Origin of the sequence: Sutcliffiella rhizosphaerae, from assembly GCF_917563925.1 — a bacterium.
In the GTDB taxonomy this organism is placed as follows: Bacteria; Bacillota; Bacilli; order Bacillales; family Bacillaceae_I; genus Sutcliffiella_A; species Sutcliffiella_A rhizosphaerae.
In genome coordinates this window covers 1-19,855 of sequence record NZ_CAKJTJ010000030.1, presented here as the reverse complement: position 1 = coordinate 19,855, position 19,855 = coordinate 1, and the positions used below count along the sequence as shown (strand labels likewise).

Here is a 19,855-nt window from a genome sequence, read left to right as displayed (position 1 = left end):
TATGATGAATAAGAAGAAACAGGTTTTCATGTATCCTGCAGTAGCAGTAATTATTTTTGATGATCAAAAAAGAATCCTTTTACAAAAGCGGGCTGATGTTGGATTATGGACCATTCCGGCTGGGCACTTGGAGCCTGGAGAAACTGTGGAAGAAGCAGCAATTCGTGAAGTCTATCAAGATACAGGCCTAATCATTAATCTCCACCGATTAATCGGTGTTTATTCAGACCCTGAATCGCAAACCTTTGAATACCCAGACGGCAGGCTCGTCCAGTTTGTTACATCATACTTTGAAGCAGAAATAACCGGAGGCACCACTGATAAAAAGGATCCTTCCTTAATTGAATTATCCTATTTTGCACCAAACAGATTACCACATGATTTACTTCCGATGCACCCGCGTTGGTTGGTGGATGCCTTTTCTGACAGAAGAGAAGCATTTATAAGGTAGAAGATGTGATCCCTCCAGCAGTGCTGGGGGGTATTTTGTTCATTTTCCAGATGGGTTAAGGATATAGGAGACGTAAAAGCACCGATAAAAGCAAAAAAACACCACCTGGGCATAGCACCCAAATGGCGTTTTTTCAAATATCTATATCAACAACTACTCTACTCATTAATGCACATTTGTTAAAAACGTCAGGAAAAACAGTGCTGCAATCACATAAAGTGGTGCAGATACTTCTTTTGCTCTGCCAAGCGCAAGTTTCATTAGCGGATATGCGATAAATCCAAATGCGATACCGTCAGCGATGGAGTAAGAGAATGGAATCATAACTATTACTAAAAACGCTGGGAACCCTTCTGATAAGTCTTGGAAGTCAATTTGTTTAACTGATTGTAGCATGAGTACACCAATAATGATCAAAATGGGTGCAATCGCACTTCCAGGAATTATTTTAATAAAGGGAATGGCAAAGGTGGAAAGCAAAAAGAGGCTTCCTGTCGTTATTGCGGTTATACCGGTTCTTCCTCCAGCAGTGATACCAGCAGCTGTTTCTACTGTAGATACTGTAGGGCTGGTGCCGAAAAATCCACTAGTTAAAATGGAAATGCCTTGAGCTTGGAGGGAACGCTTAAACTTTTCTGGGCGGTTAATCATTCCGAGGTGACCGTTTATAAGTCCGATGTTCTCAAATAAGAGGACCATCGTCAAAGAAAAGACTGCCACTAAAAACGTGAACTCTCCAATCTTTGAAAACGAAACGGCACCGAATAAGGAAAGATAGCTATCCACAGGTAGAGCACTACCTCCAATATCGGAGAAGCTCACCACTCCTAAAGCAGCTGCAATTAATGTACCAGCAACGATACTTATAAAGAAATTTGCTGGTATGTTACGCATAAATAAAACGACAGCCAACACCACAGTCAGAATGGTGGCAATTACAAATGGACTGGATACATCCCCTAATGCTAGAAGGGAGTTTTCCCCTTTAACAATAAGGCCACCTTTTTCCAACCCAATAAGAGTTAGAAATAACCCTAGTCCAACTGTAATGGCATGCTTTAAAGAGCTTGGAATAGCTTCAAGCAGTATCTGTGCTAGTTTTGTGAAAGAAATAACAGTCACAATCACTCCGGATACTACTACAACACCCAATGCTTCTTGCCAGGTCAATCCCATTGAATGAACAAGTGTATAGGTAAACATTGCATTGATACCCATACCAGGGACAAGGATAATTGGTGCATTTGCCCAAAATCCCATGAGCCAACAACCCACTACACAGGTGAGGATTGTCGCAATGATTCCAGCTTCAATCGGAATGCCTGCTTCAGCAAGTATAGAAGCATTAACAGCAATAATGTACACAATGGTAAAGAATGATACTAAACCAGCCATCATTTCACGCTTAAACGTGGTTTCATGACCAGTTAAATCAAATGAATTCTTTATCCATTGAAGCATTTAAAACACCTTATTCAGTTTCCCTCTCCCACCCGGTCGCACAGGACCCACAAACTAGTATTATAACGCTAGAACGCACTTTCGACAATAACATATTCTGAATGGGAACGTTTACCCAATCCTTTACTATTTTTATCGAATGTTCAGAAAAAAGTCACAAACAATTTAGAAAAAAAGGGTACAATAAAAGTAACAAAAATTGAAAAGGGTGAACGCTATGGATTTTTTTCGTCTTACGGAAGAGAGAATTAGAAAAGCGTATGAAGATGGGGAATTTGAGAATCTACCTGGCTTTGGAAAACCGTTAGAACTCGAAGACCTCTCTCATATTCCACCTGAAATGCGTATGGCATACAAGATGATGAAAAATTCCGGTATGATGGAAGAGCAGCAAGTCCGAACTGAAATTGAATATCTTGAGGACCTTATAAAAGGTGCACATAGTGATATAGAAGAAGCAAGGTTAACGCAAAGGCTTAATGAAAAACAATTACGACTGCAACAAATCATCCAAAAGAAAAAGAAAGAAACAAACTCAGCTGTCCTAAAAGATTATCAAAACAAGATGATGAAACGATTTGAATAAAGAGCTAGCATAATATCCGCATAGGCATTATTGGGAGCTGAACAAAACGTTAGCGCTTCGCCCTGACCGAATTTTTGAAAGTGAGTTAGTGCGAGGTTGGCTTGTGTCGTGATTATTTGAAATGACACCAAAACGAAGTAGAAGAAGAGGCCAGATTTGAAGGGGATACGGAATAATAAAACCGTCATTACTCGATTCGATTGCGATTTGTCCGAAGTATTTGTGGGATTGTCAGAATTCCATGCCGATTTGTACGAATTTTAGTGGAATCGTCTGAATCCGATTACGATTTGCCCTAAATATTAAAGAAATTGTCCGAAACCGATGCTAATTTTGTCCGAATAATAAATGAGTTTGTCCGAATGGGTTTCCGATTTGTTTGAATTTAGTGGAATCGCCCGAAACCAATGCCGATTTGCCCCAATTTTCTGTGGGATCATCCGAATGCTATACCGATCTGTCCGAAAAATAACCATGCCAACCGAAGTTCTCTCACAAAGATTGTTCCTAATCAAAACATAAAAAAGGAAAGGGACGCTACTAAGCGCCCTGTAACCATTTTATTTTCTTAAAAGGAGAAAAATAGCTAAGAAGAAAGGCCAACTACTATAACTAATGGTACTGCCAGGGCAGTTAATGTCTCTGCTACATAATCTAATTGAAAAACAACTATAAACTGATTGATGAGACAATAAGTAAAGTAAATAACAGCCACTTAGCTATTTGTTCAAGCATTTTGTCTACCTACCTTCTGATCATTCTCTAACTCACCAGTTCTCAAAACCATAAAACTCCGTAAACAGTTAACGTCTCGTACACGTTTATTGTTTTATTATTATATGTTTCTGGTTATATTGAAAACAACTATTTTTACACAAATAGAAGGAAACAGGATGACGTAAACTGAGTGATTGGACGGACCAAATTAGCAGTTTTTATTCCATCAGTTTTAATGTAGTTGTCAAACAATCCTCTTTTCAATCCACTTCCTATTTTTTACACCGCTGTTACAAACACATTACACTTTCAATTCTCATCAAATTCTCATCCCGTCCACTTCATTTTTTCGTTAAAATTATAGTAAGGCTTAAAATAAACTGATATGTGTAAAACTAAGATAATGGCCACTTTTTACAGTGGGGGTGTATACAATATGTGTAGAGTGCTAATTATTGAAGATGAAAAAAACCTTGCTCGATTTATTGAGTTGGAATTACAATACGAAGGTTTCCGCGTTACCACTTCCTATGATGGAAGAGAAGGACTTGAACTTGCACTCAAAGAGGATTGGGATGTCATTTTACTTGATCTTATGCTACCGGGTCTGAGTGGGATGGAGGTATGTCGGAGAATTCGATCTGTGAAGGAAACACCGATTATTATGCTCACTGCGCGTGATAGTGTAATGGATAAGGTTTCAGGACTTGATAGCGGGGCAGACGACTATATGTCTAAACCATTTGCAATTGAGGAGCTTCTTGCAAGAATCCGTGCTCTTTTCAGACGAATGGAAGGTAAGAAAGAGGTCTTGCAAAATACGTTGAAGTTCAGGGACGTAATAGTTGATCTAGATGCTAGAACAGTTATGCGTGATGGTGAACAAATTGAATTGACGAAAAGAGAATTTGATTTGCTTGTGGTATTCATGACAAACATTAATCGAGTGCTAACCCGCGAAATCCTGCTGGATAAAGTTTGGGAACTTGGTTCCTACGCAGAAACTAATGTGGTGGATGTATATGTCCGATACTTACGAAACAAAATGGATAAACAAGAAGAAGAAAGTTACATACAAACTGTACGTGGGACTGGTTATGTGATGAGAACATGAAGAAAGTGTATAAATATTTCTCGCAACTTCCAATAAGATGGAAAATTACGATCTGGTCATCGCTAGTTATTCTTATCTTATTTGTAGCATATAATTCTGTTCAATATTACGTCATGAGAACATGGATGCTTGAACAAGAAGAACGTAATATTCAAGAGAAAATGAGAGAAATTCAGGCGTACTATTCTGAGCAACCATTTTTTATCGGTCGCTCACAGGTTATTAACAGTAGCGGTTTTTTAGAAAAAGCAAATGAAGCAAATGAGCTCATCAGGATAATGGACAGGGAAGGAAATTTACTTGTTGCAGTCGCGACTAATTTACCAAGAGAGCTCATGATTACGCCAGTTGAAAGTAAAGACCTTGAGCATGTCAAAGTAAATGGAAAACATTACTTAGTTCATCGAAAACCTGTCATGACTAATGGTTTTATTGGGTACATAGAAGTAATTAGAGATTTAAAAAATTTCGAAAGGCTTCAAGGACTTATTTTCTTAGTCACATGGTCTGCAGGCGCTGGTGCTGTCCTGTTAAGTGGAGTAGGTGGAATGCTGATAGCCAAACAGCTTCTTGCTCCGATATCTGCCCTTACCTATACGATGAAACGAATAAAGATGCGCGGATTCAAGGAAAGGGTGCATCAGGATAAGAATCAAAAAGACGAGATAGCAGATCTTTCAAATGTATTTAATGAAATGATGGATGCGGTGGAATTGTCCTTCCAAAAACAGAAACAGTTTGTAGAAGATGCATCACATGAACTCCGGACACCGATTTCTATTTTAGAAGGGCATTTGAAGCTTTTAGATCGTTGGGGGAAAAATGATCCAGAAGTATTGGAAGAATCACTGAGAGCTTCCCAACAAGAAGTAGAAAGATTAAAAATGCTTGTTTACGAATTGCTCGAGTTGACCCGCTTGGAATCGGATAGGCTGGAGATTGCAGAGGATCTTACAGAGCCTATTCCAATCGTGGAAGAGGTAATCAAAAAATTCAGCATGCTATATCCGAATTTTACCCTGCATTTTGAAAATGAAATACAAGGTAATTTTCAAGTGTCAATGGCTGAAAGACACTTAGAACAAATACTGATTATCCTTCTTGATAATGCAGTGAAATATTCCAACGATTCAAAATCAGTAGATATCCATACAAAAAGAGTAAATGAAAATTTCCATATTTCAATAAAAGATTATGGGATCGGAATCCCATTTGAGGACTTGGAAAAGATATTTGATCGTTTTTATCGAGTAGATAAAGCCCGGAGCAGGGAGAAGGGCGGTCAAGGTTTAGGTCTTTCCATCGCGAAAAGAATGGTCCAAAACTATAGTGGTGAAATTACTGCTGACAGCCTAGAGGGTGAATGGACACAGATTACAGTAATCCTTAAAGGGGTATTTGAAGAAGATAAATCACTTTAATCTTTACTTTAACATTTTCTAATCATTTTCTCATTTTACTTTAAGCTTACTTTCATCGTAGTAGGGTTTAATAAAAGTAGATTAACAAGAACTCATGATGAGGTGAAGGAATATGGGGTATTATGATGATCACGCATCTCAAAAAAGACAAAGAAAAGAAAGAACACTAGGAAGAACGATTTTTGCATCTGTAACAGGTGGAGTAATAGGGGCTCTTGGTGTTGTTTCCATGCTGCCAGTCCTTTTGGATTGGGGTTTATATATCAACAATGAAGAGACATCTCCACAACAGGAAGTGAGTGTGGAAACCAACACTGCAGTCCAAACAAATCAAGTAGAATATGAAAAAATTCAAACAAACATAACAAGTGCTGTAGAAAACGTTTCTGAAGCTGTAGTTGGGGTAGTAAATATAAGGAGTGGTAGCAACTCTTTATTTGACCCGCGTGGTGCACAAGGTGACCAGGAAGCTGGAACTGGTTCCGGAGTTGTTTATAAAAAAGAAAATGGCAAAGCCTACATCGTCACAAATGCTCATGTTATTGATGGCGCAACGAAAGTGGAAGTAAGCCTTGTGGATGGCACGAGGGTGGAAGCGGAAGTAATCGGAAGTGATGCATTGACCGATTTAGCAGTATTGACTGTAAATGATGCCAACATTAATCAAGTTGCCATTTTCGGAGATTCTGATGCGATAACATTAGGAGAACCAGTAATAGCCATCGGAAATCCTCTTGGACTGGAATTTTTCGGTTCCGTAACACAAGGAATTATTAGTGGAAAAGAACGGGTTATTCCCGTTGACATAAATCAAGATGGTCAACCAGACTGGGAGGCAGACGTCATTCAAACGGATGCAGCTATTAATCCAGGTAACAGTGGTGGCGCACTTGTCAATCTTCGCGGGGAGGTAATTGGCATAAATTCCATGAAGATAGCTCAATCAAGAGTAGAAGGAATTGGTTTTGCAATACCAATTACCTCGGTTATACCCATCATTGAGGATTTAGAGCAACACAAAGAAGTTCAACGCCCCTTTATGGGAGTGGGTTTAGCATCATTATCCGATGTTCCTCTTGAGGCACAAAGAGCAACACTTAAGCTCCCAGAAGAAGTGACTAGCGGAATTGTCGTAACAGGTGTTGAGGCTATGTCTCCAGCAGATAAAGCCAAACTTCAAGAGTATGATGTCATCGTTAAGCTTGATGATCAGGAAATAAAAGATTCTTTAAGCTTACGAAAGTACCTCTATAATCAAAAGAATATTGGAGATAAAATGAAAGTTACTTACTATCGCAATGGGGAAATGAATGAAGTAGAAATGACTCTCGTTAAACAAATGTTTTAAAAATGTATGTGAGGCAGTCCCAAAATCTAAGGAATAGAGGCGAGTAAACATGCAAAAAACAGACATAAAAGAAAAAAAAGGAATGAGTGTCCGAAAAATCGTAGAAAAGTATAAAGCAAAAGGGATTAAAGTAGAAGTAGTGAAACCAAGGCTTGATTTAATAAAAGGACTAAGTCCACAGTAATATTTTATAACTCTCCCATTTATATAAACGGCGACCCATAATGTACATAGGGTCGCTTTTTCGTCTTTCATGTCAAAATTTCTCGGGAAATGATAAAAGGAATATAAAAAAACCGGACGTAAGTCACGGCTTTTTAATAGAAAAGAAGGTAGGGGGAGCCTTCTGCATTTCTAATTATTTGCTATTAATTCATTCACCATATATTTTTGATAAATATGAATAATTTCATCGTCATCCATGATTAATACTTCTTCACGAAGGTGACCTTTTTCTTTTAATGTCTGTTCCACACTTTCACGTTCCATCTCTGTTAAAAAGTATCTCTTCGAAACTAGCATTCTATAGCACCTCGTTTTTAGTATTTCTATTACTATTCCCAATACTATAAAAAAATATACCTCTTAACAGAAAAATAATTATCTAACTACTGTTTTTCAATAAATTCGAAAAGGAACGACTGACCGTTTCGATAAAATCTTGGATCATAAATGCCAAGTCGCTCATCGTCATCAACAATCACAACAAATGGAGACCAATCATAAAGTGTCTTCGCTTCTGGTACTTGTTCAAACAGCTCGTTGAGGTCAGTACTTTCAGCTGATTCTAATGTATATTGTAGTTTTGGATTAGTAAAAAGGGAGTCATTAATAATTTCTATTTTATCTTCTGTTTTCCCTATTATCGAAAAGTGCCAAGGAAGAAAGCTTGCAGATAAAGCAACTTGGTTGTATTTTTCATCGTACTGTTTGTATAAAAAGTACCCCTGGCTAGTCTGAATCGCAACATGTGCAATAATGAAAATCCAAACTGTTCGATATAATAAGTGTCTTTCTTTTTTCCAAAGTTTCCGCGCGAAAAAGGCAACCCCAATAATTACCCAAATAACAAAATCTATAATTGGAATCGTACCAAAAGTGAGGCGAATCGAAGAAAAAGGTTCCAAATATCCAGTTCCCCAAGCATTAAACAAGTCAGAGGTATTATGTATGAAAACTGCAATGATTGGTACCCAAAAAAAACGCCAATCTTTCCTCTTTAAAACCAAAATACTGACTAAAAAGAAAAGTAGTGCCCAAACAGGAACCATGAACAATGAGTGGGTAATGCCTCTATGCCACATTTGGTAAAGCCCCTCTGAGTCCCAAAGCTGTGAAATGACATCACTATCTGGAATTTGACTTGCTCCTACAGCTGTGACAAACATTGCCCATTTTGTTTTTTTATCGTCTTTTCGTTTATCAACTGCACCATATATAGTCATCCCAAAAAGGGTGTGAGTAATGGTATCCATCGGTTTCTAGCCTCCACATCTCTAATTTATCTATTTTTTATTTTACCTGAACGAATGAAAAAATAAAAAGTAGACAGTTTAGACTGATGAAAAAAATTACTATATTTCCATTCTTCGTACCAATAATCTTCACATTTAATATACTTTGTTGAATGTAGGTACAAAAATGAACTGTAGACAACCTTGAATTGCCTCAAGGTTGTCTACAGTCTGAAAGCTCAGTTGTCTAATAATTGTATCAAAATTCTTGATCCTTAATGCGACCCATTATGATAGTGTTGTAAAATTTTCCATCTGATAGCAGCTTATCCTTTTTTAATAAGCCTTCTATTTCAAATCCATTATTTTTATAAAGGGTTATAGCATTTTTATTGGATTCAAGTACTGAAAGTGTCATTTTCTTAATATCGTTTGTGTCAGACCATAGAATTGACTCTTTTAGCAGGTTTTTTCCTATGCTATAGCCCCAGAAATCTTTTAATACGCAAACACCAAACTCTACTTTATGAGATGACCTCTTCAATGGGTTGCCTTCGCATCTGGAAAAACCAACAATTTTACTGTCTGTTTCACAAACTAAAAATAGGTTTTTAGGACTTATAGTATCTTCATTGATTAAATGTTTAAATCCTGCTGCATCTATGTATGATTCTCCTCTTTCCCTGTCCATATTTTCTGTTTCACCGTCTATCTGTAATCGCAATTCTGACAGGCTTTGTGCATCCTGCTTTTTTGCGGACCTTATTATATAATTTAATTCCCGTACATGAAATGCTTTTGGATGTACTTTCATTTTTATCCCCTTCAATATAAACCACAAAAAATCGAGTATAAAATCTTTGCGATTTTATACTCGATTGAACCTGTAGTTAAGACTGTTTTTATGATTTTATGACGTTACTTTCTTCTTCTGTCGATTCTGGAGGCAGAGGATCAATCTCAATTGCATCCTTTTGATTAAGTCCACAAGAAACATTATAAAGAAAGACACCCATTAATAAAAAAAGTAATATTGCAAATCCGATGGTGGCTAGATATAAAAACATCATGTTAATCCCCCCTCTGTACACTTATATGCACAGAGAGAATGATTCATACCAGAGCATGTCCGTTAAGGTGTGTTATCTTTTACGCAAATTACCTAGTTCTTCAGCAATTGCCTGCATTTCATTGGGACTGAAGGTTGGTTTTTTCATAACTAGATCATAAATATCTTTTAAATCCTCGTACATTTCTTCGTCAAAATGGGAAGGTTTGATTGCGCCAAAATTTAATACTTTTAATTTACCTTTAATGGCTTCAATCATATATTCCACATTCTCAGTGGATTTTTCTGTTAAGTTCATATTAGTAGACGCCCTTTCAATACTTGGTTTGTCCTATTTTAACACGAATTCGAAAAAAACAGAATCTTGATTGATGCTCTCATAAAGTTTATGGTTCACAACAGCTAAAGGAAGTGGAGTTTTTTCTAATAGGTAAGATATAAATGGTAACAATAGTCGTGGAAAGCTCGAAATATGTTTATAATAGGACTAATAGAAATAGAAAGGAGAAATGCCAAATGATACATGTCTTATTCGTCTGCCTTGGAAACATTTGCAGGTCTCCGATGGCAGAAGCTGTTTTTCGCCATGAGGTTGAAAAGCAAGGATTAACCGATACAATCAAAGTTGATTCAGCTGGAACTGGTGATTGGCATATCGGACATGTTCCACATGAAGGCACAAGGCATTTATTGGACCAAAAGAAAATTAGCTATGAAGGAATAAAAGCTCGCCAAGTAGAGGATCGAGATATTACAGATTATGATTACATTATTGCTATGGATGCAGATAACTTAGGGAATATAAGGAAAATGGCAGGGTACAAAGAAACCGGCTTTATAGGAAGATTATTGGATTTTGTTCCGGACAGCAAAATAAGCGATGTGCCAGATCCTTATTTTACCGGAAATTTTGATGAGGTTTATGAAATGGTCCAAGAAGGCTGCCAAAACTTATTGGAATTAATAAAAAAAGAAAAATTAAACGGATAGGAGAGAAAAGATATGGGGAACAGAAATAAACTGATTGATGGCATGTTAATAGGAGCACTTGTAGGTGCAGCAATATCATTACTAGACAAGACTACAAGAGAAACAGTCATACATAATGGCAAGTGTGTTGGTGGAAAAATAAAGTATGCCGTGCAGCATCCACAAGAAATTGCCAATGAAGTAAAACATCGAATCAATATTGTAAAAACGACAGTAGATGATGTATCTAAAGATATTGATTATTTACGAGGAAAAGTCGAGCAGTTAAAAGAAGCGACACCTCAAGTATTGGAAATTGTAAATGAAACAAAAGATGTAATTGCAAAACACTTGGATTCTACTGAGCAAAAAAACAAAAATCTGTCGTAAGTTGGACTTGCTCACAATAGAATGAAGAGTAAATGGATGTTTTGGAGGAAAGTGAATGAAAATATTACGTTTTGTAAAACAGCTGTTTCAACGGCTCGACCGTAATGAAGCATTAGGGATGTCAGCAGAGTTGGCGTATTTTTTCTTATTATCGCTTTTTCCATTTTTAATTTTTCTACTTACTTTAATTGCCTATGTCCCAATTACTCAAGATGATGTACTTGGCGTAATCAGGCAATATGCACCAGGGGAATCCATGAAGCTAATCGAATCAAATGTTGCGAGAATCTTGAGTGAGCAACGGGGTGATTTGTTGTCATTCGGAATCATCGCAACCATTTGGTTTGCCTCCAACGGCATTAATGCGATTGTTCGTGCTTTTAACCGTGCCTTTGACGTCAACGAAAACAGGCACTTTTTCATAGTAAGGGGAACGGCAATATTACTGACATTAGCCATGGTATTTGTCATAATTGTTGCCTTATTGCTTCCGGTCTTTGGACGGGAAATAGGCTTGTTCATTTTTTCCTCCTATGGATTATCAGAAGAATTCCTAACCATTTGGAATACTATTCGCTGGGGAGTAAGCTTTATTATCTTATTTTTCGTTTTTAGCTGCCTTTATATTGTAGCTCCTAACATCCACTTGAAAGTCCGTGACATACTCCCTGGCGCTTTCTTTGCCACAGTGGGATGGATGTCTGCCTCTTTACTTTTTTCTTACTATGTCAGCAACTTTGGCAATTACACAGCAATGTACGGAAGTCTCGGAGGAATCATCGTATTATTAGTGTGGTTCTATCTTTCCGCACTAATGATCATTACTGGCGGCGAAATCAATGCCATAATATTGCAATGGAACAAAAGAAGGTACTCTTAAGCTAGAAAAAGTGTGTAATTCCCCTGATTTACAAAGTTGTTCGGGGATTTTTATGGGTATTTGAATATTTTATGAGGATATTTAGGTATTTAAAGTGTCTATTTAGATATTTACGAATAAGTTCCCGAGCGTTCCACCATTTACCTTGCAATCCTCACAGCCACAAAGGGTATGCTATTTTGTGAAAGACACTCTAACCCCAAGCAGGAGGGAACTTTCATGACAAAGCATACGAAAAAAGATGGCGGTACAAAACAAAACTCTAAGCATAAGCCTAAAAACAAAACATCAAGCAGTGCGAATGGCCAAAACGGCTATCACTAAGAAAAGCGCACTGGGCTCTTTTCACAAAAAAAGCAGTAGGCATATAGCCTGCTGCTTTAACGTAGTAATCGTAAACCATTTAGAATGACTAAAATGGTGCTTCCTTCATGACCAATAACTCCAAATGGTAGGTCTATTATCTGAAGGAAATTAGAGCAAATGAGGAACATAATAACGGTAATAGAAAAAATGATGTTTTGCTTGATAATCCGATTCATTCGCTTAGAAAGCTTAATAGCTTCCGCGATCTTTTCTAAGTCATTTTTCATTAGTACGACATCGGCTGTTTCCAGAGCAACGTCTGTTCCTTCTCCCATGGCTATACCGACATTTGCAGTGGCTAGTGCTGGTGCATCATTAATCCCATCTCCAACCATTCCAACTACACGATATTCCTCTTTCAAATTCTTGACTGTCTCCACTTTTGTTTCTGGTAAACATTCGGCTACATATTTATTAATAGCGGCTTCCGTAGCAATGGCTTCCGCGGTCCGTTCACTATCTCCTGTAATCATGATCGATTGAACATCTAGATTTTGTAGCTGTTGAATGGCTTGAACCGTTTCTTTCCGAATAACATCCTTTAACGCTAATATTCCAACAATGCCAGCTTCGTCTTTTACGTACACGACGGTTTTACCCGTTTTAGTCAGGCGTTCAGCTATGCCATCTCCAAATTTATGGGCAATATCTACTCCAACAAAGTCAGCCTTTCCCACATAATATTCTTGGTCATCAAGTTTTCCTCTTACGCCCCAACCTGCTCTATCATCCAGTTGATCGGGGCGCTTCAATGCATGTGTGCTATTCTTTTTAGCATAATTTGTAATTGCTTGTGCAAGGGGATGATTGGAGTAGCTTTCAATGGATCCTACAATATAAAGAAATTCTTCTTTTGTCATGCCGTCTCGGACCTCAACATCCGTTACTTCCGGTTTCCCCTTAGTCAAAGTACCAGTTTTATCAAAAGCAATAGCTTGTATGTGACTTAAGTTTTCTAAATGTACTCCACCTTTAAAAAGTATCCCTTTTCTCGCACCATTTGAAATAGCCGACAAGGTTGCTGGCATAATGGAGGCAACAAGGGCACAAGGTGAGGCTACTACAAGTAAAATCATGGCACGATAAAATGTTTCATTCCAGCTCCAGCCAAGTAAGAAGTATGGCAGGAACATCATTACTAATACAACACCGAGCACAATTTTGACGTAAGGACCTTCAAACCTTTCTAAAAACTGTTGGGAAGGGGACTTTTCACTTTGTGCATTTTGGACAAGATTAATGATTTTTTGAAAAAGTGTTTCAGTAGAAAGCTTGGTAACTTCAACAACGACAGTACCATTAACATTCATAGTACCTGCAAAAACTTCATCCCCGTTTTGCTTCTCAAGTGGGATGGATTCACCGGTGATTGCAGCTTCATCGATTGCGGACTCTCCACTAACAATCATTCCATCAGTTGGGATTCGCTCTCCCGGCTTTACTAGCACATGATCTCCAATGGCAAGAGCCGAAATATGGACTTTTTCTTCGCTATCATCTGTGATTCGTAAAGCTTCCTCAGGCTGAATATCCATAAGAGCAGATATTTCTTTGTGACTTCGATTCATTGTATATGTTTCCAAAGCGCCGCTTAATGCAAAAATAAAGATAAGAATTGCGCCTTCCATCCAATATCCGATTATGGCCGCACCAATAGCAGCAATAATCATTAACATTTCCACATTTAATTCTTTTTCCTCAATCGTGTCCTCGATACCTTCTTTAGCTTTAAAATAGCCGCCGATTAGATAAGCAAGGATAAAAACAGGTATAGCTACGGTGTTAACATCCATTTTCAGTAGCAGCCATCCAGCCAAAATTAAAATCCCAGAAGTAATGGCAAAAATCAATTCGATATGTGTAGTGAAAAAATTATCATTTTTAGCTTTGGTTACTGCTTCATTCATAATTTATACCTCCTAATTGAGAAAAATAATCAACATCAATACCCCAAATAAACGACGAAAGCTGCCACCAACCTTTGATAGCAGCGAAACCTATTCATTTCATTGATAATGAGAGTAATTTTCATTTAATTATATTAATTATTATTTAATCCTTATTATAGATTATCTAATTGAGAATTGCTAGCTTTTTTTCTTTAGGTCTATATTTATGAGGGAAAATGCATTTTAGTGTTAAGGAATGAGAAAGAGTGGCCCTAGGGAAAGTTTACTGTGTGAGGTTGACCCTATAGCGAGATAAATAATCGTTCTAGTAAACTATGTAGGTAAAAAAGGTAATATCCCAGCTGAACTTGCCTAGTTTTTATCTTTCCCTGTTTTTGTAATCATTAAAACTTAGACGACAATCAGTAGCTAGATTAATAGCTTATAATAATTTTATTTTATTAGGGATGAAGCGTTCGGATTAGATGGAATTTTTTAAAATAGGAACTGCGATATTATGGTAAAATTAAACAATAGTATGTGTTTAAAAAGGGGAAGGAATCAATCTTTATGTGGTTTAAAAAGAAATGCTATTTTTGCAAGAAGAAAATCAAGGACTTTTACACGTATCAAGAAAAAGGGAAGAAGCTATATTGTTGCTCGCTTTGTAAAAGCTATGCAGAGAGAAGAGCATTTGTAGCGGTAAGATAGAGGGAAAAAAGGGGAAGTACTCCCCCCGAACTTACCCCTTTACAGTAAGAATTCCACGTTGTCCATAAGAGAAGGTCAGCAGAAATATAATAAATAGCAAAAGGCTAATAATGTGGAAGAAGCTCACGCCACTAAAGAACTGGATAAACATTCCTCCGAAGAAAGGTCCTCCTAAGCTCCCCACACTAAATGCGATACCGCACATCAAATTTCCAGTAGGTAGTAGGTTTTTTGGCATCAGATCTGTCATGTAGCTTATTCCTAATGAAAAGGTGGAGCCAACTAGCATGCCTGCCACAAAGATACAGATGGCAAGACCAATGACGGTATGTTCTAAAAAGCTTGCTGTTATAAAGCTAAAACATCCTAAGGACAAAATCACAAGCAAAATGTTACGTCGCCCGAATTTATCACTCATCATTCCAAGCGGAATTTGGAACACAATGCCACCGATCGCAAAGGAAGCGAGGAGAATGGAAACAACTCTAACATCAATGCCTGTGCGCAATGCATAAATGGGAAAGCTACCATTTAAAGATGCTTCCAAAAATCCATAGCCTAATGGAGGCAAAAAGGCAATCCATCCATATTTCCACGCTTTTTTGAATCGCTTAATCGTTTCCAAGAAGGAGTTGACTCCAACTTCTTGCTCCGGTCGTTCATTTTTTAAGAAAAACAAGAACAACCAACCAATTAAACATAATCCGGAAGATAGCATGAATGGGAAAGCTTCATTTATCGTTACTAAAGGTGTCATTAACGGTCCAGCAGCAAATCCGATACCAAAAAAGACTCCATATAACGAAATGTTACGACCGCGTACATTTTCGGGAGAAAACGAAGTAATCCATGTTTGGGTGGCAAAATGCAAGGCATGATCACCAATTCCAATGAGCAATCTCAACAGGAACCAGAACCAAAAACTTTGCCATAATGGAAACATTGCAAGGGAAATGACCACAAGTAATCCACCCACAATGATGACAGGGCGGTATCCATACTTGCGTAATGGCTGCTCCATAAAGGGAGATGCCAGTAATATTCCGATATATAATGCAGTAGCATTAAGCCCATTTAAAGTGGAGGACACACCACTATTTTCAAAAATAACTGCGATTAATGGAAGCAGCATACCTTGGCTGAAGCCGGATACTGCAACGATGGAAACGAGTATCCAAAAGCGGAAACGATTCATAAGATGCAACCTCTATCTGTAAGTTTTTAACCAATCTTTATTTTACATAATTCATTTAACGATTGGAATGGATAATATGTAGCAGTCATATAACTAGCATCATCATTATTATTTCTGCTATTGTAAAATGTAGTAAAGGAGTGGACAGACAAATGAAATTTAAAATGAAAGATGTTGGATTTACAACGAGCCTTGAGTATGGGGAACTGCATGTAGCAGGAGATGAACAGTTCGGATTTCGCCCATTTCAGTTGATGGTCTCGTCCATTGTCGTTTGTAGTGGAGGTGTCCTTAGAACAATCCTGAAGAAAAAGCGATTGGAAGTTGAGGATATTGCAATAAAAGCAGATGTAACGAGGAATGAAAAAGAAGCAAACCGAATAGAAAAAATACATATTCATTATACGATAAAGGGGAATGATTTAGTGGAAAGCAAAATTGCCTCTTCAATTGAACTTGCAAGCAAGAATTGTCCAATGGCCCAATCTGTAAAAGATAGCATCGAAATAGTGGAAACGTTTGAGTTAGTATAAGTCATCCAGCAACAGGATGGCTTTTCTAATTGTTCACTGTCCGCTAAATCATGCATAAGTTATCATACTGCAACAAAATTTATAGAAGGATGCTGGTTACGAAATGATTATATTAAAATCCGAAAGAGAAATTCAAATGATGGCTGAAGCAGGTAAAATCTTGGCTGCCTGTCACCGAGACCTTGCAAAGCTCATCAAGCCTGGCATAACAACGATGGAAATCAATACGTATGTGGAGAAATTTTTGAAAAAGAATGGAGCTACACCAGAACAAGATGGGTATCGCGGCTACCAATACGCTACTTGTGCATCCATCAATGATGAAATCTGTCATGGGTATCCCCGTAAGGAACCGTTAAATGAGGGGGATTTGGTGACGATTGATTTTGTCGTAAATTTAAAAGGGGCACTTGCAGACTCAGCGTGGACGTATGCGGTGGGAGAAGTGAGTGAATCCACACAAAACCTAATGAAAATAACGAAAGAATCGATGTACAAAGGGATAGAACAGGCGGTACCTGGTAACAGACTAGGGGATATTGGCCATGCTATTCAAACGTACGCGGAAGGAGAAGGATACTCGGTTGTTAGGGACTTTACTGGTCATGGAATCGGCAGAACCATCCATGAGGAGCCGCAAATCCTGCATTTTGGAATCCCCGGAAGAGGCGTTAGATTACGAGAAGGAATGGTAATCACGATTGAACCTATGATCAATCAAGGTTCCTGGCATTCTAAAATGGATGCCAATGGCTGGACCGCTAGAACGGTGGACGGAAAACTGTCTGCCCAGTACGAGCATACCATTGCGATAACAAAAGACGGTCCGTTAATATTGACAGAACAATAAGTAGAAAGCCCGGTCATTCTAAAAAGATGATCGGTTTTTTTATGTTTTTTGTTAGCAAAACAAAAAATATATTCTACATATTCTCTTATTTCTTCCGATACTATTAGTTGGAGACTTTTTACAACAATGATTTGTAATAGTCTATCAAAGGTATGTTGTCGTAGAAGAGAGAGAGGAAATCTGATTATGAAAATATTGAAAGGACTTTCGTTAATAACAAAGTCAATACTTACAACAACACTATTAATCTTGTTATTAGGGGTTGTATTAATATCTTCCAGCCTATCTATTCAAAGTGGTGTCTTGACAACAGAAATGGAAAAACAGGCAACAGATATCACGCAACGTTGGAGTGAAGAGATAGATCCAGCATTAGTGGTACAAGCAATGGGAGAAAGTAGTTTTGAAGATGTTGCCCAAACAGAGTTGACCTCATTGTTTGATGAAATATCTGATACTAATCCAAATGTTGCTCAAGGATATCTGTTCACATCAGAGTTAGAGGATGGGGACAAATCAGCTATAATTGCAAACCCTACACATATTGTGGAATTTTTAAAAGAATTTGATATGAATATTGGAGATATATATGAACATCCTCCAGCAAGTGCCGAAGCGATCAAAAAGATGAACGAAACGAAGGAAATGGCGGTTTCTGATATCTATCATGATCAATTCGGAACATGGATTTCGGTCGTATATCCGATTAAAGATTCAGCAGGAAATGTATTTGCCTTTTTTGGAGTAGATGTAGACGCGAGTATGGTTAAAAACGGAACCGAAAAATTCTTATTTAGTTCCTTGTTAATTTTACTTCCGGCTATTTTAATCATTGTATTGATACAAATATATTTAACGCGCAGAACTTTTAAACCATTGAAGCAATTATCTGACGGAATTAATGAAATGCGGAACGGAAATCTTGATATAGAATTACCGACCCGAGAAGATGAACTAGGTAAGATCAATGAAGCTTTTAATGAAATGGCATTTGAACTGAAATCCATGATTATCAAAATCAAAGCTACGTCTGATACTGTTTTACAATCTTCAGAGTTAGTAACAAATGTAACGGAACAATCAAAGGATCATTCCGAAAAAATTAATGAAAGCATTAAGCAAATGACAACAGGAATTCAAACACAAGAACTATCTGTAACGGAATCGGCGGGTGCTATCGAACAGATTGCTTCTGAAATTAATTCTATTTCTCTATCTTCCCAAGATGTAACAGTAGTAGCACGTCGTATGGAAGAATATGCGCTTGAAGGATTAGATTCCATTAGTGGTGTGGTAAATCAAATGGGAATCATCAATGACACCGTTCAGAAATCAAGTGAAATTATCAAAACACTTAAAGAACGCTCTGATGAAATTACGAGTATTCTTGAAGTTATTACGGGAATTTCAAATCAAACCAATTTACTAGCACTTAATGCAGCCATTGAAGCAGCTCGAGCAGGAGAAAATGGCAAAGGCTTTGCCGTTGTTGCCCAGGAAGTCAGAAAGCTTGCAGAAGAATCAAGTAAATCAACTGACAAAATTTCCAAAATCATTGAAGAAATTCAACAAGAAACAAACAATGCTGTGTCATCCATGGAAATTGGAACAGTAGAAGCCGCAAAAGGAACCGAAGTCGCCCAAACAACAGGAGAACTATTCTTCAGTATTAAACAGGTGACCGATCAAATTTCTAATAAAATTGAAGGTGTTTCCGCAGCATCTCAAGAAATTTCTGCAGGAACTGAAGAGGTGACAGCTGCCGTAAAAGACTTAACAGCCATCGCTCATAACAATTCCAATTTCACCAATGAAATTGAAGCAAGTACTTACAAACAACTAGATTCCATGAAACAACTCTCTGACGCATCCAAGGAACTAAATGAACTAGCCCAAGAGCTTCAGTCAATGACGACGAAGTTTAGAGCGTAGTTGGAGAACAAAGTAACTAGTCGACCAATGTGACAATACAAGTTATAGAGCTTTCATGAGCTCAATAAGTGCCCGAAAATCAGAAATAGAAGAAAAGCGGGCACAGCAAAGCTCAATAAGTGCCCGAAAATTAGAAATGGAAGAAAAGCGGGCACAGCAAAGCTCGATAAGTGCCCGAAAATCAGAAATAGAAGAAAAGCGGGCACAGCAAAGCTCAATAAGTGCCCGAAAATTAGAAATGGAAGAAAAGTGGGCACAACAAAGGTCGATAAATGCCTTAAAATCAGAAATGGTAGAAATGGGGCAGTAATAAGCCCTAAGAATTTAAAAAGGTGAACTAGAAGCAGTAATACCATTTTAAGTAAATTAAAGTGCTACAATATGAACCAACCAAAAAGAAAGAGGCTGGGACAAAACTAAAGAACACAAACAAAAAGACGAACAATATAATGGCCGACAATAAATACCGCTATTGATTTCCGTGCAAGACTTCGCTTTCCGCGGGTGACCCGCGAGCCT

The 19,855-nt window shown here is 37.7% G+C and carries 23 protein-coding genes; 14 read left to right on the top strand and 9 right to left on the bottom strand.

The features are described from left to right. The first annotated feature begins 4 nt into the window (after positions 1-4). The gene (locus tag LRP81_RS18575; protein WP_230503913.1) at positions 5-451 is read left to right on the top strand and encodes an NUDIX domain-containing protein; all 447 of its coding nucleotides are present in this window, start codon (positions 5-7) and stop codon (positions 449-451) included. A 165-nt stretch (positions 452-616) separates the two neighbouring features. Here the strand turns inward: LRP81_RS18575 and LRP81_RS18570 are convergent, their stop codons facing one another. Next, positions 617-1,912, bottom strand: a complete 1,296-nt coding sequence (locus LRP81_RS18570) for an NCS2 family permease (protein WP_230503911.1) — start codon at positions 1,910-1,912, stop codon at positions 617-619. A gap of 217 nt (positions 1,913-2,129) precedes the next feature. On the opposite strand from LRP81_RS18570, the gene LRP81_RS18565 reads away from it, so the two are divergent. Beyond that, on the top strand, positions 2,130-2,498 hold the full coding sequence (locus tag LRP81_RS18565; RefSeq protein WP_230503909.1) for a DnaJ family domain-containing protein: 369 nt from the start codon (positions 2,130-2,132) through the stop codon (positions 2,496-2,498). Positions 2,499-3,084: 586 nt separating this feature from the next. On the opposite strand, the gene LRP81_RS23270 is transcribed toward LRP81_RS18565, so the two are convergent. Next, on the bottom strand, positions 3,085-3,213 hold the full coding sequence (locus tag LRP81_RS23270; protein ID WP_263458269.1) for a hypothetical protein: 129 nt from the start codon (positions 3,211-3,213) through the stop codon (positions 3,085-3,087). Positions 3,214-3,651: 438 nt separating this feature from the next. Between LRP81_RS23270 and LRP81_RS18560 the strand changes: the two genes are divergently transcribed. The 4 genes from LRP81_RS18560 (at position 3,652) to LRP81_RS23265 (ending at position 7,282) form a co-directional block, all read left to right on the top strand. Continuing rightward, a complete protein-coding gene (locus tag LRP81_RS18560) occupies positions 3,652-4,329 on the top strand; it encodes a response regulator transcription factor (RefSeq protein WP_230503907.1) in 678 nt (225 codons plus the stop codon). Then, positions 4,326-5,750: a sensor histidine kinase gene (locus LRP81_RS18555; protein ID WP_230503905.1), complete on the top strand. Its 1,425-nt coding sequence runs from the start codon at positions 4,326-4,328 to the stop codon at positions 5,748-5,750. Before LRP81_RS18560 ends, LRP81_RS18555 begins: the two co-directional genes overlap by 4 nt. A 112-nt stretch (positions 5,751-5,862) precedes the next feature. Beyond that, on the top strand, positions 5,863-7,098 hold the full coding sequence (locus LRP81_RS18550; RefSeq protein ID WP_230503903.1) for a S1C family serine protease: 1,236 nt from the start codon (positions 5,863-5,865) through the stop codon (positions 7,096-7,098). A gap of 49 nt (positions 7,099-7,147) precedes the next feature. Then, positions 7,148-7,282 (top strand): hypothetical protein, encoded by a 135-nt coding sequence (locus LRP81_RS23265; protein ID WP_263458268.1) that lies wholly within the window; start codon positions 7,148-7,150, stop codon positions 7,280-7,282. A 170-nt stretch (positions 7,283-7,452) separates the two neighbouring features. Here LRP81_RS23265 and LRP81_RS18545 read toward each other — a convergent pair whose 3' ends face one another. The 5 genes from LRP81_RS18545 to LRP81_RS18525 form a co-directional block, all read right to left on the bottom strand. Further along, positions 7,453-7,620 carry a hypothetical protein gene (locus LRP81_RS18545; RefSeq protein ID WP_230503902.1) on the bottom strand — a complete coding sequence of 56 codons (168 nt, stop codon included), beginning with the start codon at positions 7,618-7,620 and terminating at the stop codon, positions 7,453-7,455. An 86-nt stretch (positions 7,621-7,706) separates the two neighbouring features. After that, on the bottom strand, positions 7,707-8,573 hold the full coding sequence (locus LRP81_RS18540; protein WP_230503900.1) for a metal-dependent hydrolase: 867 nt from the start codon (positions 8,571-8,573) through the stop codon (positions 7,707-7,709). Between the two features lie 238 nt (positions 8,574-8,811). After that, entirely contained in the window at positions 8,812-9,366 is a 555-nt protein-coding gene (locus LRP81_RS18535) for a GNAT family N-acetyltransferase (RefSeq protein WP_230503898.1), read from the bottom strand. 88 nt (positions 9,367-9,454) lie between these two features. After that, positions 9,455-9,622 (bottom strand): hypothetical protein, encoded by a 168-nt coding sequence (locus LRP81_RS18530; RefSeq protein WP_230503896.1) that lies wholly within the window; start codon positions 9,620-9,622, stop codon positions 9,455-9,457. A gap of 72 nt (positions 9,623-9,694) precedes the next feature. Further along, the gene (locus LRP81_RS18525) at positions 9,695-9,919 is read right to left on the bottom strand and encodes a DUF1128 domain-containing protein (protein WP_230503895.1); all 225 of its coding nucleotides are present in this window, start codon (positions 9,917-9,919) and stop codon (positions 9,695-9,697) included. A 218-nt stretch (positions 9,920-10,137) separates the two neighbouring features. On the opposite strand from LRP81_RS18525, the gene LRP81_RS18520 reads away from it, so the two are divergent. From LRP81_RS18520 to LRP81_RS18510, 3 genes are read left to right on the top strand one after another with little or no spacing between them, the layout of a single operon-like run. Beyond that, positions 10,138-10,611: a low molecular weight protein-tyrosine-phosphatase gene (locus tag LRP81_RS18520; RefSeq protein ID WP_230503894.1), complete on the top strand. Its 474-nt coding sequence runs from the start codon at positions 10,138-10,140 to the stop codon at positions 10,609-10,611. A 12-nt stretch (positions 10,612-10,623) separates the two neighbouring features. After that, entirely contained in the window at positions 10,624-10,980 is a 357-nt protein-coding gene (locus tag LRP81_RS18515) for a YtxH domain-containing protein (RefSeq protein WP_230503893.1), read from the top strand. Positions 10,981-11,035: 55 nt separating this feature from the next. Further along, positions 11,036-11,860: a YihY/virulence factor BrkB family protein gene (locus LRP81_RS18510; protein ID WP_230503892.1), complete on the top strand. Its 825-nt coding sequence runs from the start codon at positions 11,036-11,038 to the stop codon at positions 11,858-11,860. A gap of 380 nt (positions 11,861-12,240) precedes the next feature. Here the strand turns inward: LRP81_RS18510 and LRP81_RS18505 are convergent, their stop codons facing one another. Beyond that, positions 12,241-14,133, bottom strand: a complete 1,893-nt coding sequence (locus LRP81_RS18505) for a heavy metal translocating P-type ATPase (RefSeq protein WP_317987098.1) — start codon at positions 14,131-14,133, stop codon at positions 12,241-12,243. Between the two features lie 499 nt (positions 14,134-14,632). Here LRP81_RS18505 and LRP81_RS18500 point away from each other — a divergent pair, with 499 nt between their 5' ends. Continuing rightward, the gene (locus LRP81_RS18500) at positions 14,633-14,815 is read left to right on the top strand and encodes a hypothetical protein (protein WP_230503891.1); all 183 of its coding nucleotides are present in this window, start codon (positions 14,633-14,635) and stop codon (positions 14,813-14,815) included. Between the two features lie 42 nt (positions 14,816-14,857). Here the strand turns inward: LRP81_RS18500 and LRP81_RS18495 are convergent, their stop codons facing one another. After that, a complete protein-coding gene (locus tag LRP81_RS18495; protein ID WP_230503890.1) occupies positions 14,858-16,021 on the bottom strand; it encodes an MFS transporter in 1,164 nt (387 codons plus the stop codon). A 152-nt stretch (positions 16,022-16,173) separates the two neighbouring features. Here LRP81_RS18495 and LRP81_RS18490 point away from each other — a divergent pair, with 152 nt between their 5' ends. The 4 genes from LRP81_RS18490 (at position 16,174) to LRP81_RS18475 (ending at position 19,646) form a co-directional block, all read left to right on the top strand. Beyond that, on the top strand, positions 16,174-16,554 hold the full coding sequence (locus tag LRP81_RS18490; RefSeq protein WP_230503889.1) for an OsmC family protein: 381 nt from the start codon (positions 16,174-16,176) through the stop codon (positions 16,552-16,554). A gap of 103 nt (positions 16,555-16,657) precedes the next feature. After that, positions 16,658-17,404, top strand: coding sequence for a type I methionyl aminopeptidase (map, locus tag LRP81_RS18485; protein WP_230503888.1), 747 nt, complete (start codon positions 16,658-16,660; stop codon positions 17,402-17,404). 186 nt (positions 17,405-17,590) lie between these two features. Further along, positions 17,591-19,336, top strand: coding sequence for a methyl-accepting chemotaxis protein (locus LRP81_RS18480; RefSeq protein ID WP_230503887.1), 1,746 nt, complete (start codon positions 17,591-17,593; stop codon positions 19,334-19,336). 55 nt (positions 19,337-19,391) lie between these two features. Next, complete coding sequence (locus tag LRP81_RS18475; RefSeq protein ID WP_230503886.1) at positions 19,392-19,646, top strand: hypothetical protein; 255 nt, start codon at positions 19,392-19,394, stop codon at positions 19,644-19,646. The last annotated feature ends 209 nt before the right edge of the window (positions 19,647-19,855 follow it).

Coding starts and splice junctions, on each gene's coding strand:
- LRP81_RS18550 (WP_230503903.1), top strand. CDS start 5,863: ATGGGGTATTATGATGATCACGCATCTCAAAAAAGACAAAGAAAAGAA.
- LRP81_RS18475 (WP_230503886.1), top strand. CDS start 19,392: ATGAGCTCAATAAGTGCCCGAAAATCAGAAATAGAAGAAAAGCGGGCA.
- LRP81_RS18525 (WP_230503895.1), bottom strand. CDS start 9,919: ATGAACTTAACAGAAAAATCCACTGAGAATGTGGAATATATGATTGAA.
- LRP81_RS18515 (WP_230503893.1), top strand. CDS start 10,624: ATGGGGAACAGAAATAAACTGATTGATGGCATGTTAATAGGAGCACTT.
- LRP81_RS18520 (WP_230503894.1), top strand. CDS start 10,138: ATGATACATGTCTTATTCGTCTGCCTTGGAAACATTTGCAGGTCTCCG.
- LRP81_RS18545 (WP_230503902.1), bottom strand. CDS start 7,620: ATGCTAGTTTCGAAGAGATACTTTTTAACAGAGATGGAACGTGAAAGT.
- LRP81_RS18495 (WP_230503890.1), bottom strand. CDS start 16,021: ATGAATCGTTTCCGCTTTTGGATACTCGTTTCCATCGTTGCAGTATCC.
- LRP81_RS18570 (WP_230503911.1), bottom strand. CDS start 1,912: ATGCTTCAATGGATAAAGAATTCATTTGATTTAACTGGTCATGAAACC.
- LRP81_RS18490 (WP_230503889.1), top strand. CDS start 16,174: ATGAAATTTAAAATGAAAGATGTTGGATTTACAACGAGCCTTGAGTAT.
- LRP81_RS18555 (WP_230503905.1), top strand. CDS start 4,326: ATGAAGAAAGTGTATAAATATTTCTCGCAACTTCCAATAAGATGGAAA.
- LRP81_RS18480 (WP_230503887.1), top strand. CDS start 17,591: ATGAAAATATTGAAAGGACTTTCGTTAATAACAAAGTCAATACTTACA.
- LRP81_RS18560 (WP_230503907.1), top strand. CDS start 3,652: ATGTGTAGAGTGCTAATTATTGAAGATGAAAAAAACCTTGCTCGATTT.
- LRP81_RS18505 (WP_317987098.1), bottom strand. CDS start 14,133: ATGAATGAAGCAGTAACCAAAGCTAAAAATGATAATTTTTTCACTACA.
- LRP81_RS18510 (WP_230503892.1), top strand. CDS start 11,036: ATGAAAATATTACGTTTTGTAAAACAGCTGTTTCAACGGCTCGACCGT.
- LRP81_RS18535 (WP_230503898.1), bottom strand. CDS start 9,366: ATGAAAGTACATCCAAAAGCATTTCATGTACGGGAATTAAATTATATA.
- LRP81_RS18565 (WP_230503909.1), top strand. CDS start 2,130: ATGGATTTTTTTCGTCTTACGGAAGAGAGAATTAGAAAAGCGTATGAA.
- LRP81_RS18500 (WP_230503891.1), top strand. CDS start 14,633: ATGGTAAAATTAAACAATAGTATGTGTTTAAAAAGGGGAAGGAATCAA.
- LRP81_RS18575 (WP_230503913.1), top strand. CDS start 5: ATGAATAAGAAGAAACAGGTTTTCATGTATCCTGCAGTAGCAGTAATT.
- LRP81_RS18540 (WP_230503900.1), bottom strand. CDS start 8,573: ATGGATACCATTACTCACACCCTTTTTGGGATGACTATATATGGTGCA.
- map (WP_230503888.1), top strand. CDS start 16,658: ATGATTATATTAAAATCCGAAAGAGAAATTCAAATGATGGCTGAAGCA.
- LRP81_RS18530 (WP_230503896.1), bottom strand. CDS start 9,622: ATGATGTTTTTATATCTAGCCACCATCGGATTTGCAATATTACTTTTT.
- LRP81_RS23265 (WP_263458268.1), top strand. CDS start 7,148: ATGCAAAAAACAGACATAAAAGAAAAAAAAGGAATGAGTGTCCGAAAA.